Source organism: Streptomyces sp. NPDC004610 (assembly GCF_040609715.1).
In the GTDB taxonomy this organism is placed as follows: domain Bacteria; phylum Actinomycetota; class Actinomycetes; order Streptomycetales; family Streptomycetaceae; genus Streptomyces.
In genome coordinates this window covers 128,450-144,404 of the sequence record NZ_JBEXLA010000026.1, presented here as the reverse complement: position 1 = coordinate 144,404, position 15,955 = coordinate 128,450, and the positions used below count along the sequence as shown (strand labels likewise).

Sequence of the window (15,955 nt, the reverse complement as noted above, 5' to 3'; positions counted from 1 at the left end):
CAGTCCCCAGCCCGCGCCCGCCGCCCCGCCCGCGCCCGATCCGGCACCTTCCCGCGTCCCGCCCGCCGCCGCCCCCGGCGCGAAGCCCTCCCCCCGCCGCCCCCGGCGCGAAGCCCTCCCCGCCCCCCGCCGTCCCGGCGCGAAGCCCCCCCGCCGCCCCGGCGTCAAGTCCCCCACCCGCCCCCAGCGTCCCCGCCCGAAGCCGCCCTCTCCCGCGTCCGCCGCCGCCCCCAGCCCCCAACCCTCCGCCCGCGCCCGATCCGACCCCGCCGCCGCGCCCCGGATCCCGCACCCCACACAGCCCGGATGAAGCACCCCCAATCCCCTCCCCCCGGCCCCCTCCCGCGCGCCCCCACTCTCCGCCCCCCTCCACCCCTCTCCACCCCCTTCAACCCCTGCGCCGTCCCTCACGCGTTGCAGAAAGAAATCCCCGCCGAGCCTGAACACCCGTACCCCGCCCCCCGTACCCCTGGTCGTGCGGCGCAGCAGGGCGCTGGGCAGTGTGGTGATGATGGGGAGTTGGGACGATGAACACCTGGCGGAGCGCCTCTCTCGTGGCAAGCGCCGCGGCCGTACTGGCGCTGACCACGGCGTGCGGTCAGGACAGCGGCGGACAGTCGGCCAGCCAGAACGTGGGAGCCACGGCCCCCGCCCCCGGCTACGCCTCACCGGGGACCGGCACGGGCACCGACGCCCAGGCCGGCCAGCAGGCCGCCGTCCCCAACACCCCCGCCGGACAGCTCACCGTCGCGGCCAACGCCGAACTCGGCAGTGTCCTCACCGACGCCGACGGCCGGACCCTCTACCGCTTCGACGAGGACACCGCCGAGCCGCCCAAGACCAACTGCGACGGAGACTGCGCCACCGCCTGGCCGCCCGTCCCGGCGGGCGACGCCAGCGCCGGTGAGGGCGTCGACGCCGAACTCCTCGGCGAGATCACCCGCCCCGACGGCACCAAGCAGCTCACCATCGGCGGCTGGCCCGCCTACCGCTTCGCCAAGGATGTCAACGCCGGGGACATCGAGGGCCAGGGCGTGGGCGGCACCTGGTTCGCCCTCGCCCCCGATGGCAAGAAGGCCGAACTGGCCGCCCTGCCGGGGCTGTCCACCCGTGAGGACGCCAAGCTCGGCGAGCATGTCGTCGACAAGAACGGGATGACCGTCTACCGCTTCATGAAGGACGAGGCCTGGCCCGAGCCGGTCTCCGCCTGCACCGGCGACTGCCTGGCGAAATGGCCCGTGGTCGCCCCGGTCGCCAACGACGACACCGAGGGTGTGCAGAAGAAGGGCCTGATGAGCTTCACCCGCCCCGACGGCACCAAGCAGCAGACGGTCAACTGCTGGCCCATCTACACCTTCGCCGGTGACAAGGCCCCCGGCGACACCAACGGCCAGGGCGTGGGCGGCACCTGGTACGCGGTGGCCCCCGACGGAAAGCCGATCGGCGCCCCCGACAAGGAGTAGGGACCCCGTTTCCCCGGCAGTCCGGCACCGCGAGTTCCCCGGAACTCTCCGCGCGGTGACGGACTGCTTCCGTGTGTGCGCCGAGAGGTGACGACGGGTAACACCCGGGCGCACGGAGCGAAATCCCGCCGATACTTTCCGATACTTTTCATCAGACCGCGCCACCGTACGGATTGGGCACGTGCCAACGGCAGTGACCGGGAACGGATGGTCAATTTCCGTTTCGGCTCGCTCCTTTGGCGGGCGATCAGTAGCCTCAGCTCGAACACCGGATCGCCAACGCCTGGAGAGATACATGGAACGTCCCGCCTGGGCACCACGGAGCATCGACATCTCGGTGCCGAGCGTTTCGCGTATCTACGACTACTACCTGGGCGGTTCGCACAACTTCGAGGTCGACCGGGAGGCGGCCCGCAAGGCGATGGAGTTCCTGCCGGGACTCCCGAAGATCATGCAGGCGAACCGCGCGTTCATGCGCCGGGCGGTCCGCTTCGCCATCGCCGGGGGCGTCACCCAGTTCCTCGACATCGGCTCCGGCATTCCCACGTTCGGCAATGTCCACGAGGTCGCCCAGGAGGCCTGTCCCGACGCCCGCGTGGTCTACGCCGACCACGACCCGGTGGCCGTCGCGCACAGCCAGCAGGTGCTGGACGGCAACCCCGGCGCGGATGTCGTCGGCGGCGATCTGCGCAAGCCGCTGGAGATCCTGGGCAGCCCCCAGGTGGAGCGGCTGCTCGACCTGGACCGCCCGGTGGCCCTGATGCTCGTCGCGATCCTGCACTTCATCGAGGACGCCGACGACCCGTACGCGGTCGTCGCCGAGCTGCGCGACGCGCTCGCGCCCGGCAGCGTGCTGGTGGTCACCCATGCCTCGTACGAGGGAATCCCCGGCCCACCGGAGCGGGCCGGTGGTGTGGTCGACGTATACAAAGACATTCGCAACCCGCTGATCATGCGCTCGCGCGACGAGATCGCGCGGTTCTTCGAGGGGTACGACATGGTGGAACCCGGACTGGTGCCGACGGCCTCCTGGCGCCCGGACACCGCACCGGAGGAGGAGGATCCCTACGCCTTCGCCGGATTCGCCGGCGTGGGACGTACGGCGTGAGCGCGGAGCCGGACGGGCCGGAGGACCGTCTGCGGCGGTTCGCGACGATCTGGAGCCGGGCGGTGTTCCCGGTCTCGCCGACCTCGCTGACCCGGCCCGAGTTCGAGGACCGACTGCTGCCCCTGGCCCGCCGGATGAGCGAGGCCCTGCGCGCCCGGTCCTTCGACGCGGCCCAGGGCCGGGCCCTCGGCGCCGCCCTGGTCGACGCGCACTGCACCGACCCCGAGGCCCTCAGCCGCACCCTGGACTGCGTCGACGCCTACCTCGTCCTCTACTGCGGCGACGAAGCCCCCCAGGACGATCTGCGGGCCCGCTCCTCGCGCATCCAGCACGCCATGGCCGCCGGGTTCGCCCAGGCGCTGCGCGCCCGCACCCTCGCCGAGCAGGAGTCCATCGCGCAGGCCGCCCTGCGCGCCCAGGGCGTGGTCGCCCAGGCGCTGCACGCCAGCGAGGCCCGCTTCCGCGCGGTGTTCGAGGGTGCCGCCATAGGCATCGGCATCGCCGACCTCGACGGCAACATCCTGGAGATCAACGGGGCCCTGCAACGGATGTTCGGCGGCGGCGAGAACAATGTGCGCAGTCGCAACGTCCGCGACTGGACCCATGCCGACGACGCCCCCCAGGTGTGGCGGCTCTACGACGAACTCGTCCGCGGCGAACGCGAGCACTACCACGTCGAGAAGGCGTTCTGCCGCCCCGACGGCACGGCCCTGTGGACCAATCTCACCGTCTCCCTGCTGCGCGACCCCGACGGCAACCCGCAGTACCAGCTCGCGCTGATGGAGGACACCACCGAGCGGCGGCTGCTCAACCTCCGGCTGCGCTACGAGGCCACCCACGACGCGCTCACCGGCCTGCCCAACCGCACCCTGTTCTTCGAGCGCCTGGAGAAGGCGATGAACGCCGGGCCGGGCCAGCGCTTCGGCCTGTGCTACCTGGACCTGGACGGCTTCAAGACCATCAACGACAGCCTCGGCCACGCCGCCGGGGACCGGCTGCTGGTGGAGATCGCCGACCGGCTCCAGTCCTGCGCCACCGCGCCCGGCGAGATGGTGGCCCGGCTCGGCGGCGACGAGTTCGTGGCCCTCACCACCGGCCCGCACACCCAGCGCGAGGTCGACGAACTCGCCGGCCGCATCATGAGCGCGCTGCTCGCCCCGGTCCGTATCGACGGCCGCGAGCTGACCGTCCGGGGCTCCATCGGCATCGTGGAGGGACCGTCGGGGGAGCGCAGCGCGGCGGAGGTGCTGCGCAGCGCCGACATCACGATGTACCGGGCGAAGAACGCGGGCGGCAACCGCTTCGAACTGGCCGACCCGGAGGCCGACGCCCGCGCGATCACCCGGCACGGTCTGACCACGGCCCTCCCGGCGGCCCTGGAGCGCGGCGAGTTCTTCATCGAGTACCAGCCGCTGGTCCACCTCGGAGACGGCAGTGTCCGCGGCGCCGAGGCCCTGGTCCGCTGGCTGCATCCGCAGCACGGCGTCCTCGGCCCCGACCGGTTCATCCCGCTCGCCGAGCACACCGGCCTGATCGTCCCGCTGGGCCGCTGGGTCCTTGAGGAGTCGGTCCGCCAGGCGTACGAGTGGCGGGAGCGGTACGGCTCGGCCTCCGGCCCGCTGCGGATCAACGTCAATCTGTCGCCGTGCCAGCTGACCCATCCCGGGCTGGTCCAGGACACGGTGGACATCCTGGAGTCGACGGGTGTCGCGCCGGACGCGCTCTGCCTGGAGGTCACCGAGTCCGCGCTGATCGGCGCCGACGACGATCTCCTCAAGCCGCTGCGCAGGCTCGCCGAGATGGGGGTCGACATCGCGCTGGACGACTTCGGCACGGGCTACTCCAATCTCGCCAACCTGCGCCGGCTGCCGGTGAGCGTCCTCAAGCTGGACCGGTCCTTCACCCAGAGCATGCAGCAGTTCCCGGCGGACCCGGTGGATCTGAAGATCGTCGAGGGGATCGTCTCCCTCGCCCACAGCCTGGACCTCGCGGTCACGGTGGAGGGCGTGGAGACGGGGGCGCAGGCGGAACAGCTCCGGATACTGGGCTGCGACACGGCGCAGGGTTGGTATTACGCGAGACCGGGCCCTCCGGACCGCCTCCATGAACTGGCGCTGGTCGACGCGACGGGCTGACCGCGGGGGAGCGTCTGCCGGGTTGCGGTGTGATGCCGGGTGCGGGTGGTTCGTGGCCGCTCGCGCAGTTCCCCGCGCCCCCAAAAAGCAGGGGCCGGCCGCCGTGCCCGATCTTTTAGGGGCGCTGGGGGTACCCCCTCTGGGGGAGGAACTGCGCGACCAGCCCCCACCGACCCGCACCCGGCATCCCACCCCCACCCCCACCGTCACCTCTCCAACAGCATCCGCTGAAGCTCCCGCGCAGCCCGCGGCGGCGCCACGTCACTGCGGTGCGCCAGCGCGATCGTCCGGTACAGCCCGGGACGGGCGAGCGGCGTCACCCTGAGCCCCCGCCCCGACCGCGCCGCCACCATCCGCGGCACCACCGCCACCCCCAGCCCCGCCCGTACGAACCCCAGCACCGCGTCCATCTCCCCGCCCTCCACCGCGAACCCCGGCTCGAACCCCGCGGAGCGGCACGCGGCGACGGTCAGCTCCCGCAGGTCGTACCCGTGGCGGAACATCACCAGCCGTTCCCCCTCCAGATCGGCGATCCGTACGCTGCGCCGGTCGCCGCCGGGGCGGGGCGCGTCCGGCGCCGACACCACGACCAGGTCCTCCCGCAGCAGCTCCACCGTGCTCAGCGCCGGGGACGCCGCCGGGAGCGGCAGCACCACCAGGGCCAGGTCCAGCGCCCCGCGCGCCAGCAGCCGTACCAGGTCGTGCGAGCCGCCCTCCTCGATCAGGAGCTGGATCCCGGGGTACCGGTCGTGGAAGGCGCGCAGCACGTCCGGCAGGAGCCCCGTGCACAGGCTCGGGGTGGCGCCGAGGCGGACCCGGCCGCGCCGGAGCTGGACCAGTTCCTGCACCTCGATACGGGCGGTGTCCGCGTCGGCGAGGATCCGGCGGGCCAGCGGCAGCAGCGCCTCCCCGGCGTCGGTGAGCGAGATATTGCCCCGGGCGCGCAGAAAGAGATCCGCGCCCAGCTCCCGCTCCAGCGCCTTGATCTGCTGGGACAGCGACGGCTGGGCCACATGGACCAGCTCGGCGGCGCGGGTGAAGTGCCGGGTCTCGGCGACGGCCACGAAATACTGGAGCTGCTGGAACTGCATCCAGCCATTATAGGCGCCAGCTATCGAATCAAGCCGGACCATGTCTTGGACCGATGGGGCCGACCGGCCCTAGCGTGCCTGACATGGCTCTGGCAACGCGGACGGACAAACGGCCGTCCATGGCGCGCACGATGTGGGACAGCTCCGTCGGCAAGAAGACCGTCATGGCCGTCAGCGGTCTGGTGATGCTGCTCTATCTGATCGCCCACATGATCGGGAACCTGAAGATCTTCTTCGGCCCCGAGGACATCAACGACTACGCCCACTGGCTGCGCACCATGGGCGAGCCGGTGCTCCACTACGAGTGGGCGCTCTGGCTGGTCCGGATCGCCCTGGTCGTCGCCGTCGTGGCGCACGCGGTCTGCGCCTACCAGCTCAGCCGCCGCGACATCAGGGCCCGGCCCAGCAAGTACATGCACCAGAAGGCGCGCGCCAGCTATGCCACGCGCACCATGCGCTGGGGCGGGATCATCCTCGCCCTGTTCATCGTCTGGCACATCCTGGACCTGACCACCGGCACCGTGCACCCGGGCGGCTACGAGCACCTCAAGCCGTACCAGAACATCATCGACACGTTCTCGACCTGGTACGGGAACGCGATCTACCTCGTGGCGATGCTGGCGCTGGGGATGCACATCCGGCACGGCTTCTGGAGCGCCGCCCAGACCCTCGGGGCCGGCAGCCGCAGCCGCGACCGGGCCCTGAAGGCCACCGCCAATGTTCTCGCCGCAGTGCTCACGCTCGGATTCATCGCCGTGCCCGTGGGTGTCATGACCGGATTGGTGAGCTGAGATGAGCTACTCCGACTACCGGACCGGTGAGCCGGTCACCGACACCAAGGCCCCCGCCGGGCCGGTCCACGAGCGCTGGGACACCCGCCGCTTCGAGGCAAAACTCGTCAACCCCGCCAACCGGCGCAAGCACACCGTGATCGTCGTCGGCACCGGCCTCGCGGGCGGCTCCGCCGGGGCCACCCTCGCCGAACAGGGCTACCACGTCGTCCAGTTCTGCTACCAGGACTCCCCGCGCCGCGCCCACTCCATCGCCGCCCAGGGCGGCATCAACGCGGCGAAGAACTACCGCAACGACGGCGACTCGGTGCACCGGCTGTTCTACGACACCGTCAAGGGCGGCGACTTCCGCGCCCGCGAGTCCAATGTCCACCGCCTCGCCCAGATCTCCGTCGAGATCATCGACCAGTGCGTGGCGCAGGGCGTGCCCTTCGCCCGCGAGTACGGCGGTCTCCTCGACACCCGCTCCTTCGGCGGCGTCCAGGTCTCCCGCACCTTCTACGCCCGCGGCCAGACGGGCCAGCAGCTGCTGCTCGGCGCCTACCAGGCGCTGTCCCGGCAGATCGCGGCCGGGAACGTCGAGATGCACGCCCGCACCGAGATGCTCGACCTGATCGTCGTCGACGGCAAGGCGCGCGGGATCGTCGCCCGGGACCTGATCACCGGCAGGATCGACACCTACTACGCGGACGCCGTCGTCCTCGCCTCCGGCGGCTACGGCAATGTCTTCTATCTGTCGACCAACGCGATGAACTCCAACGCCACCGCCGTCTGGCGGGCGCACCGGCGCGGCGCCTACTTCGGCAACCCCTGCTTCACCCAGATCCACCCCACCTGCATCCCGCGCACCGGCGACCACCAGTCCAAGCTGACCCTGATGAGCGAGTCGCTGCGCAACGACGGCCGGATCTGGGTGCCCAAGGCGAAGGGCGACACCCGCCCGGCGAACCGGATCCCCGAGGACGAGCGCGACTACTACCTGGAGCGCATCTACCCCGCCTTCGGCAACCTCGTCCCCCGAGACATCGCCTCCCGCGCCGCCAAGAACGTCTGCGACGAGGGCCGCGGCGTCGGACCCGGCGGCCAGGGCGTCTACCTGGACTTCGCCGACGCCATCCAGCGCATGGGCCGGGCGGCCGTCGAGGCCAAGTACGGCAACCTCTTCGACATGTACCAGCGGATCACCGACGAGGATCCCTACGAGGTGCCGATGCGGATCTACCCCGCCGTGCACTACACGATGGGCGGACTGTGGGTCGACTACGACCTCCAGACCACCGTCCCCGGACTGTTCGCCATCGGCGAGGCCAACTTCTCCGACCACGGGGCCAACCGGCTCGGCGCGTCCGCCCTGATGCAGGGCCTCGCCGACGGCTACTTCGTGCTCCCGGCCACCATCAACGACTACCTCGCCCGCAACCCGCACAGCGAGCCCGTCACCGATGAGCACCCGGTCGTCCAGGAGGTGATCGCCGAGACCGAGGACCGGCTCAACCTGCTGCTCTCCGTCGACGGCGACCGCACCCCCGACTCCTTCCACCGCGAACTCGGCGAGCTGATGTGGGAGTTCTGCGGCATGGCCCGCACCGACGCCGGACTGCGCAAGGCGCTGGAGCGCATCCCGCAGATCCGTGAGGAGTTCTGGCGCCGGATCAAGGTCCCCGGCACCGGCGAGGAGTTCAACCAGTCGCTGGAGAAGGCCAACCGGGTCGTCGACTACCTGGAACTCGCCGAGCTGATGTGCCTCGACGCGCTGCACCGCGAGGAGTCCTGCGGCGGTCACTTCCGCGAGGAGTCCCAGACCCCGGACGGCGAGGCCGCCCGCCGCGACGACGCGTTCACCTACGCCGCCGCCTGGGAGTTCACCACCACCGGCGAGGCCCCCGTCCTGCACCGCGAAGACCTGGTCTTCGAGTACGTCCACCCCACTCAGCGGAGCTACGCATGAAGCTCACCCTGCGCGTCTGGCGGCAGCGGAACGCCGGCGCCGACGGCGCGATGTCCACCTACGAGGTGGACGGCATCTCGGCCGACATGTCCTTCCTGGAGATGCTGGACACCCTCAACGAGGAACTCATCCTCAAGGGCGAGGACCCGGTCGCCTTCGACCACGACTGCCGTGAGGGCATCTGCGGCGCGTGCAGCCTGGTGATCAACGGCGACGCGCACGGCCCCGAGCGCACCACCACCTGCCAGCTCCACATGCGCTCCTTCGCCGACGGCGACACCATCGACATCGAGCCCTGGCGGGCCGCCGCCTTCCCGGTGGTGAAGGACCTCGTCGTCGACCGCTCCGCCTTCGACCGGATCATCCAGGCCGGCGGCTATGTCAGCGTCCCCACCGGCGCCGCCCCCGAGGCGCACTCCACGCCGGTGCCCAAGCCGGACGCCGACTTCGCCTTCGAGCACGCCGAGTGCATCGGCTGCGGCGCCTGCGTCGCCGCCTGCCCCAACGGCGCCGCGATGCTCTTCACCTCCGCCAAGGTCAACCATCTCAACGTCCTCCCGCAGGGCGCCCCCGAGCGCGAGACCCGCGTCCTGGACATGGTGGCGCAGATGGACGAGGAGGGCTTCGGCGGCTGCACCCTCGCCGGCGAGTGCGCCACGGCCTGCCCCAAGGGCATCCCGCTGGTCTCCATCACCGGGATGAACAAGGAATGGCTGCGGGCGACCCGCAAGGCGGCCAAGCGGTAGGGCGCCGCAGCTCACAGACGTTCGCCGTAAAGGTGCGGACGGGCGGGACCGGGAGGGGTGCTCTCCCCGGTCCCGCCAGGCATGTCCGCGCCCCGCCCGGCCGATTCCGGGCAGGGTGTGTCCGGCGCCCCGCCCGGCCGATTCCGGGCAGGGTGTGTCCGGCTTCCCGCCCGGCCGATTCCGGGCAGGGTGTGTCCCTCTCCCGCCCGGCCGACTCCGGGCAGGGTATGTCCCTCTCCCCGCCTGGCCGACTCCGGGCGCAGGGCACGTCCGCGCCCCGCCCGGCCGACTCCGGGCAGGGTGTGTCCGGCTCCCGCCCGGCCGACCCCGGGCAGAGCGCATCCCCGTCCCGCCCGGCCCACCCCGGCCAGGGCGCATCCCCGTCCTGCCCGCCCCACCCCGGGCATTCAGCAAGCTCACACCCGCTCTCCCCTCCGGGGTCACGCGCCGGTCAGCCGGCGTCGGAAGAACTGTGGCGGCCGGACTCAACGGTCCGGCCCCGGCCGGCGCATCCGCCGGCCCGGCCCGTGACCACGCCCGTGACCAGGAGAGAGCCATGACCGGCGTCACCACGCTCGACCGACCGCCACAGCCGGCCGCCCCCACGCGGTACACCGTCACCCTCGCCCGTGACGAGGCCGATGTCCGCGCCGCCCAGAAGCTGCGCCACGAGGTATTCGCCGGCGAGATGGGCGCCCTGCTGTCCACCCCGCAGCCCGGCCTCGACATCGACCCCTTCGACGCCCACTGCGACCATCTGCTGGTCCGCGACACCCTCGGCGGCGAGGTCGTCGGCACCTACCGGCTGCTCCCGCCCGACCGGGCCGCCGTCGCCGGACGCCTCTACTCCGAGGGCGAGTTCGATCTCACCGGGCTCGACCCGATCCGGCCCTCCCTGGTCGAGGTCGGCCGCTCCTGCGTCCACCCCGACCACCGCGACGGCACCGTCATCGGACTGATCTGGGCGGGCATCGCCCGCTACATGGTCGCGGGCGGCCATGAGTGGCTGGCCGGCTGCTGCTCCGTCCCGCTGGCCGACGGCGGCGCCCTCGCCGCCGCCACCTGGGACCGGGTCCGCGCCCGGCACCTCGCCCCCGAGGAGTACCGGGTCCGCCCGCTGCTGCCCTGGAGCGCCGACGGCGTCACCCGCCCGCAGGGCCGCACCGAGCTGCCGCCGCTGCTGCGCGGCTACCTCCGGCTCGGCGCCTGGGTCTGCGGCGAGCCCGCCCACGACCCGGACTTCGGCGTCACCGACCTCTATGTGCTGCTGTCGATGCGCCGGGTCAACCCGCGCTACCTCAAGCACTTCCTCTCCCTCGTCCCGGCCTGATGAACGTCTGGCAGCCGACCGCGCCGTGCACCCCCACGGCGTGCATCGACGCGGCGGGCCGGGCGGCGGCGCTGCCCCGGGCCGTGCTGCGCCTGGCGGCGGTGGTGGCCCTGATGCTGGCGGCCGTCCTCGCCCTGCCGCTGGGCCGGCGGATCCCCGCCGACGCGATCCGCTGGTGGTGCCGGACCCTGGTCCGCGCCGCCGGGGTCCGTACCGCCGTCACCGGCGCCGCGCCCGCCACCGGCGGCCTGCTGCTCGTCGCCAACCACATCTCCTGGCTGGACATCCCCCTGCTGGCCGCCGTCCGCCCCGCCCGGATGCTGGCCAAGACCGAGATCCGGCACTGGCCCGTCGCGGGCGCGCTGGCCGCCCGGGGCGGCACCCTGTTCATCGACCGCGACCGCCTCAGCGCCCTGCCGGGGACCGTGGCGGGCCTCGCCGACGCCCTGCGGGACGGCGCCGCCGTCGGGGTCTTCCCGGAGGGCAGCACCTGGTGCGGGCGGGCCCAGGGCACGTTCCGCCGGGCCGCGTTCCAGGCGGCCCTGGACGCCGGGGCCGCCGTCCAGCCCGTCCGGCTCCACTACCGCGTCACCGACGGCCCCGCCACCACCGCCCCCGCCTATATCGGCGAGGACTCCCTCGTCGCCTCCCTCTGGCGGGTGGTGACCACCCGGGGCCTGATCGCCGAGGTCGAGGTACGCCCCCTCATCCCGCCCGGCACCCACCCCGACCGCCGGGCCCTGGCCCGCGCCGCGCAACCCGGCCGGGTCGGCGCACCGCACTGGCCGCACACCGCCCTGATCGCCACCGACCGGGGGTGACCCCCGCGCGGGTGCGGCCCCCGGCGCCCTGTGCGACGTTGGTAGGCGGGGGAGCACCGCGCGACGCGACGTACGGAGGGCCCGTCCATCATGACTACTCCCGGTTTCGGATTCGGCGGACGCAGTCCCTTCGAGGAGTTCGACGAGCTGATGTCCCGCTTCTTCGGCGGGACGGGCGCGGCACCGGCCGCCCGCCGCCCGCAGAGCGTCGACATCGGCAGTCTGCTGTCGGAACGGGCCCGGGAACTGGTCGCACGAGCCCGGGACATCGCCGCCGACGACGGCAGCGAGGACCTCGACGCCCGGCATCTGCTGGCCGCTGCCACCGAGCAGGACTCCACCCGCCGGCTGCTGACCGAGGCCGGCGCCGACCCCGACCGGATCCGCGCCCGCCTCACCGCCCACGCCGGCACCGGCGAGAGGACCGAGCCCGCCACCCTCACCCCCGCCGCCAAACGCGCCCTGCTCGACGCCTACCGGATATCCCGCGCCGACGGCGTCTCCTACATCGGCCCAGGGCATCTGCTGCGGGCCCTCGCCGCGAACCCCGAGTCGGCCGCCGGACAGGCCCTCGCCGACAGCGGCTGGGAGCCCGCCCGGACGCCGTCCGCCGAGAGCGCGGGCCCCGACCGGCAGCGGCCCAGCACCACCCCCACCATCGACGAGTACGGCCGCGATCTCACCGAGGACGCCCGCGCCGGGCGCCTGGACCCGGTCATCGGCCGGGACGACGAGGTCGAGCAGACCATCGAGGTGCTCTCCCGGCGCAGCAAGAACAACCCCGTCCTCATCGGCGACCCCGGCGTCGGCAAGACCGCCATCGTGGAGGGCATCGCCCAGCGGATCGTCGCCGGGGACGTGCCCCGCACCCTCGCCGGGAAACGGCTGGTCTCCCTGGACCTGCCCGGCATGGTGGCCGGCACCAAGTACCGCGGCGAGTTCGAGGAGCGGGTCAAGAAGCTCCTCGAAGAGGTCCGCGAGCACGGCGAGGAACTCATCCTCTTCCTGGACGAACTGCACACCGTCGTCGGTGCGGGCGGCGGCGGCGAGGGCGCCCTGGACGCCGGGAACATGCTCAAGCCCGCCCTGGCCCGCGGCGAACTCCATCTCATCGGCGCCACCACCATCGACGAGTACCGCAAGCACATCGAGAAGGACGCCGCCCTGGAGCGCCGCTTCGCCCCCATCCTGGTCGGCGAGCCGTCCGTGGACGACACCATCGAGATCCTGCGCGGCCTGCGCGACCGCTACGAGGCCCACCACCAGGTCCGCATCACCGACGAGGCGGTGGTCGCCGCCGCCGAGCTGTCCGACCGGTACATCACCTCCCGGTTCCTGCCCGACAAGGCCATCGATCTGATGGACCAGGCCGCCGCCCGGGTCCGGCTGCGCGCCAGGACCCCGCTCGCCGACACCCGGGAGATCGAGGACACCGTGGCCGCCCTCAACCGGGAGAAGGACCAGGCCGTCGCCGACGAGGAGTACGAGCGCGCCAAGGAACTGCGCGACCGCATCAAGGAGGCCGAGGACCGCCTCGCCTCCGACACCGACGCCGCCGACGAACAGACCCCCAAGGTCACCGCCGACGACATCGCCGAGGTCGTCGCCCGCACCACCGGCATCCCCGTCGCCCAGCTCACCGAGGAGGAGCGCGACCGGCTGCTGAAACTGGAGGACCACCTCCACGAACGGGTCGTCGGCCAGGACGAGGCCATCACCGCCGTCGCCCGCGCCGTCCGCCGCGCCCGCGCCGGGATGAGCGACCCGAACCGCCCCGTCGGCAGCTTCCTCTTCCTCGGCCCCACCGGCGTCGGCAAGACCGAACTGGCCCGCGCCCTGGCCGCCGCCCTGTTCGGCGACGAGCACCGCATGATCCGCCTGGACATGAGCGAGTTCCAGGAGCGGCACACCGTCTCCCGCCTGGTCGGCGCCCCGCCCGGATACATCGGCCACGACGAGGCCGGACAGCTCACCGAGGCCGTCCGCAGACAGCCCTACTCCGTGGTGCTCTTCGACGAGGTGGAGAAGGCCCACCCGGATGTCTTCAACGCCCTGCTCCAGATCCTGGACGACGGACGGCTCACCGACTCCCAGGGCCGCACGGTCGACTTCAAGAACACCGTCGTCATCATGACGTCCAACATCGGCGCCGACCGGATCCTGGCCGCCGGGGTCGAGGACTACGACATCATGCGCGAGCAGGTGCTGCCGGTCCTGAACGACTACTTCCGCCCCGAGTTCCTCAACCGCATCGACGAGATCATCCTCTTCCGCGGCCTGGACCGCACCCAGCTGCGCCAGATCGTGGACCTGCTCCTCGACCACACCCGGCGCCGGCTGCGCGCCCAGGACGTGGAGCTGGAGATCACCGACGCGGCGGCCGATCTCCTCGCCAACCTCGGCCACCAGCCCGACTTCGGCGCCCGCCCGCTGCGCCGCACCATCCAGCGCGAGGTCGACGACCGCCTTGCCGATCTGCTGCTGTCCGGTCAGCTCACCGCGGGCGACCGGGCCCGGGTGGACGCGGCCGACGGGGCCCTGGAGGTGCGGGCGGAGCAGCCGGCGTCACTGTGAGGGCCGCCGCCCGGTGAGCGCCGCCAGCCGCCGGTAGGAGTCCAGCAGCGCCTCCCGGTCGTAGGTGCTGGTCGTCACCAGCACCTCGTCCGCGGCGGTCTCCTTCACCACCGTCTCCAGCTCGTGCGCCACCTGCTCCTCGGTGCCCGCGAGCTGGCCGGTCAGCCCGGCCTCGTAGAAGCCGCGTTCCTTCTCCGTCATCGGCAGCTCCGCCACCCGCCCGGCGGGCGGCAGCGGCGGGAAGGTGCCATGGGTGCGCGAGTACGCCATCGACCACGCCTCCGGGACCAGCAGTTCGCGGGCCCGCTGCCCGGTCGCGGCGACAGCGACCGTGCCGGAGATGACGACATAGGGCTCGGCGGCCCACTCCGAGGGGCGGAAGAGGGCGCGGTAGCGGTCCACGCCCTGCCGCATCCGCTCCCGGTTCCTGAGGTCGCCGATCACCATGGGCAGGCCCGCGCGGGCGGCGATCTCGGCGCCCTCGCCCATCGCCAGCACGAACGGCGGCACGGTGAGCCCGTCGGAGGGGCGGGCCCGGACGCCGGTCGGGGAGGTGCCCCGGAACCAGCCGAGGAGTTCGGTGAGCTGTCCCTCGAAGTCCTCCGCCACGTCCTTGTCCCGGCCCAGCGCCCGGCGCACCCCGGGGGTGAACCCGACGGACCGGCCGAGGCCCATGTCGATCCGTCCGGGGAACAGCGACTCCAGCACCCCGAACTGCTCGGCCACGACCAGGGGTTGGTGGTTGGGCAGCATCACCCCGCCGGTGCCGACCCGGATGGTGTCGGTGGCCGCCGCCACCGCCGCCGCGAGCACGGTCGGCGCCGACCCGGCGACACCGGGCACCCCATGGTGCTCCGACACCCAGAACCGGTGATATCCGAGCCGCTCCGCCTCCCGCGCGAACGCCACGGTGTCGCGCAGCGCCTCCGCCCCCGGCCGCCCCTCGCGGGTGCGGGAGCGATCGAGGACGGAGAACGGGATACGGGTGAGTACGGAGGTCACATCGGGTTCAACGCCCGGGACGTCATGGCATTCCCGGCCAGGTGGCCGCGAAAGCCCCCCTGCGGCGCGCCCGGCCCCGGGTTCTACCCTGGGCGGGTGACTGCCGACAGCCGACCTCCGCTCGCCGTGTTCGACCTGGACAACACCCTCGCCGACACCGCCCACCGCCAGCGCTTCCTCGATGTCCGCCCCAAGGACTGGGCCGCGTTCTTCGCCGCCGCGCCCGAGGACCCGCCGCTCGCCGAGGGCGTGGCGCTGGCCGTGGCGAGCGCGGGGGAGTGCGAGGTGGTCTATCTGACCGGACGGCCGGAGCGCTGCCGCCGGGACACCCTGGACTGGCTCACCGCGCACGGACTGCCCGAGGGCCCGCTCCACATGCGGCGCAACGACGACCGCCGCCCGGCCCGGGTCACCAAGCTGGAGGCCCTGAGGCGGCTGGCCCGCACCCGCGCGGTACGGATGCTGGTGGACGATGACGAACTGGTCTGCGACGCCGTCGAACAGGCCGGTTTCCGGGTCGTCCGGGCACGCTGGGCGGCCCCGTCCGCGGAGCTGGGCGAGGCACAGGAGCGCGAGGGCCGGACCTGACCCCGGCACCGGTCCTCGTGCCTCCTAGGGTCAGTTCGCCTCCTCCAGCCGGAAGCCCAGCTTCAGGCCGACCTGCCAGTGCTCGACGCGCCCGTCCTCGATCTGCCCCCGGACCTGGGTCACCTCGAACCAGTCGAGATGGCGCAGGGTTTGGGCTGCGCGGCCGACCCCATTGCGGATAGCCTGGTCCACGCCCTCGTGCGAGCTGCCGACGATTTCCGTGATGCGGTAGGTGTGGTCCGACATGGGGTGTTCCTCTCGGCGCCGTGGATGGTTGACGCTGTGACGGAAGTGTCACGCGTCACTCCACACTCCCTCAAGCTGGGGCTGAGCGCGAGACATCGGATCGATACCAAAC

General features: G+C 72.5%; 13 protein-coding genes. 10 read left to right on the top strand and 3 right to left on the bottom strand.

Going from position 1 to position 15,955, the window contains the following annotated elements; genetic code table 11:
* The first annotated feature begins 527 nt into the window (after positions 1-527).
* The 3 genes from ABZX40_RS27050 to ABZX40_RS27040 all read left to right on the top strand — a co-directional run bounded on the left by ABZX40_RS27050 (position 528) and on the right by ABZX40_RS27040 (position 4,706).
* Entirely contained in the window at positions 528-1,463 is a 936-nt protein-coding gene (locus ABZX40_RS27050) for an SCO0930 family lipoprotein (RefSeq protein ID WP_355743457.1), read from the top strand.
* 295 nt (positions 1,464-1,758) lie between these two features.
* Positions 1,759-2,571, top strand: a complete 813-nt coding sequence (locus ABZX40_RS27045) for an SAM-dependent methyltransferase (protein WP_355743460.1) — start codon at positions 1,759-1,761, stop codon at positions 2,569-2,571.
* A complete protein-coding gene (locus ABZX40_RS27040; protein ID WP_355743463.1) occupies positions 2,568-4,706 on the top strand; it encodes an EAL domain-containing protein in 2,139 nt (712 codons plus the stop codon). Before ABZX40_RS27045 ends, ABZX40_RS27040 begins: the two co-directional genes overlap by 4 nt.
* Before the next feature lie 206 nt (positions 4,707-4,912).
* Here the strand turns inward: ABZX40_RS27040 and ABZX40_RS27035 are convergent, their stop codons facing one another.
* Positions 4,913-5,797 (bottom strand): LysR substrate-binding domain-containing protein, encoded by an 885-nt coding sequence (locus ABZX40_RS27035; protein WP_355743466.1) that lies wholly within the window; start codon positions 5,795-5,797, stop codon positions 4,913-4,915.
* 83 nt (positions 5,798-5,880) lie between these two features.
* On the opposite strand from ABZX40_RS27035, the gene ABZX40_RS27030 reads away from it, so the two are divergent.
* The 6 genes from ABZX40_RS27030 (at position 5,881) to ABZX40_RS27005 (ending at position 14,007) form a co-directional block, all read left to right on the top strand.
* Positions 5,881-6,588, top strand: coding sequence for a succinate dehydrogenase (locus ABZX40_RS27030; RefSeq protein ID WP_355743469.1), 708 nt, complete (start codon positions 5,881-5,883; stop codon positions 6,586-6,588).
* Position 6,589: 1 nt separating this feature from the next.
* A complete protein-coding gene (locus ABZX40_RS27025) occupies positions 6,590-8,536 on the top strand; it encodes a fumarate reductase/succinate dehydrogenase flavoprotein subunit (protein WP_355743472.1) in 1,947 nt (648 codons plus the stop codon).
* Positions 8,533-9,282, top strand: a complete 750-nt coding sequence (locus tag ABZX40_RS27020) for a succinate dehydrogenase/fumarate reductase iron-sulfur subunit (RefSeq protein WP_355743475.1) — start codon at positions 8,533-8,535, stop codon at positions 9,280-9,282. Before ABZX40_RS27025 ends, ABZX40_RS27020 begins: the two co-directional genes overlap by 4 nt.
* A gap of 556 nt (positions 9,283-9,838) precedes the next feature.
* Entirely contained in the window at positions 9,839-10,612 is a 774-nt protein-coding gene (locus ABZX40_RS27015) for a GNAT family N-acyltransferase (protein WP_355743478.1), read from the top strand.
* Entirely contained in the window at positions 10,612-11,433 is an 822-nt protein-coding gene (locus ABZX40_RS27010; protein ID WP_355743481.1) for a lysophospholipid acyltransferase family protein, read from the top strand. The genes ABZX40_RS27015 and ABZX40_RS27010 overlap by 1 nt, the downstream gene beginning before the upstream one ends.
* Before the next feature lie 90 nt (positions 11,434-11,523).
* Positions 11,524-14,007, top strand: a complete 2,484-nt coding sequence (locus ABZX40_RS27005; protein WP_355743484.1) for an ATP-dependent Clp protease ATP-binding subunit — start codon at positions 11,524-11,526, stop codon at positions 14,005-14,007.
* Here the strand turns inward: ABZX40_RS27005 and ABZX40_RS27000 are convergent.
* Positions 13,999-15,009: an LLM class flavin-dependent oxidoreductase gene (locus tag ABZX40_RS27000; protein WP_355743487.1), complete on the bottom strand. Its 1,011-nt coding sequence runs from the start codon at positions 15,007-15,009 to the stop codon at positions 13,999-14,001. The genes ABZX40_RS27005 and ABZX40_RS27000 overlap by 9 nt on opposite strands.
* A 96-nt stretch (positions 15,010-15,105) precedes the next feature.
* Here ABZX40_RS27000 and ABZX40_RS26995 point away from each other — a divergent pair, with 96 nt between their 5' ends.
* A complete protein-coding gene (locus tag ABZX40_RS26995) occupies positions 15,106-15,597 on the top strand; it encodes a hypothetical protein (RefSeq protein ID WP_355743490.1) in 492 nt (163 codons plus the stop codon).
* A 30-nt stretch (positions 15,598-15,627) separates the two neighbouring features.
* Here the strand turns inward: ABZX40_RS26995 and ABZX40_RS26990 are convergent, their stop codons facing one another.
* On the bottom strand, positions 15,628-15,843 hold the full coding sequence (locus ABZX40_RS26990) for a dodecin (RefSeq protein ID WP_355743492.1): 216 nt from the start codon (positions 15,841-15,843) through the stop codon (positions 15,628-15,630).
* Positions 15,844-15,955 lie beyond the last annotated feature (112 nt).

Bases quoted from the DNA above. Each gene is read 5' to 3' on its own strand.
- ABZX40_RS27015 (WP_355743478.1), top strand. From the start codon at position 9,839: ATGACCGGCGTCACCACGCTCGACCGACCGCCACAGCCGGCCGCCCCC.
- ABZX40_RS27005 (WP_355743484.1), top strand. From the start codon at position 11,524: ATGACTACTCCCGGTTTCGGATTCGGCGGACGCAGTCCCTTCGAGGAG.
- ABZX40_RS27020 (WP_355743475.1), top strand. From the start codon at position 8,533: ATGAAGCTCACCCTGCGCGTCTGGCGGCAGCGGAACGCCGGCGCCGAC.
- ABZX40_RS27030 (WP_355743469.1), top strand. From the start codon at position 5,881: ATGGCTCTGGCAACGCGGACGGACAAACGGCCGTCCATGGCGCGCACG.
- ABZX40_RS27025 (WP_355743472.1), top strand. From the start codon at position 6,590: ATGAGCTACTCCGACTACCGGACCGGTGAGCCGGTCACCGACACCAAG.
- ABZX40_RS27010 (WP_355743481.1), top strand. From the start codon at position 10,612: ATGAACGTCTGGCAGCCGACCGCGCCGTGCACCCCCACGGCGTGCATC.
- ABZX40_RS27045 (WP_355743460.1), top strand. From the start codon at position 1,759: ATGGAACGTCCCGCCTGGGCACCACGGAGCATCGACATCTCGGTGCCG.
- ABZX40_RS27035 (WP_355743466.1), bottom strand. From the start codon at position 5,797: ATGCAGTTCCAGCAGCTCCAGTATTTCGTGGCCGTCGCCGAGACCCGG.
- ABZX40_RS26990 (WP_355743492.1), bottom strand. From the start codon at position 15,843: ATGTCGGACCACACCTACCGCATCACGGAAATCGTCGGCAGCTCGCAC.
- ABZX40_RS27050 (WP_355743457.1), top strand. From the start codon at position 528: ATGAACACCTGGCGGAGCGCCTCTCTCGTGGCAAGCGCCGCGGCCGTA.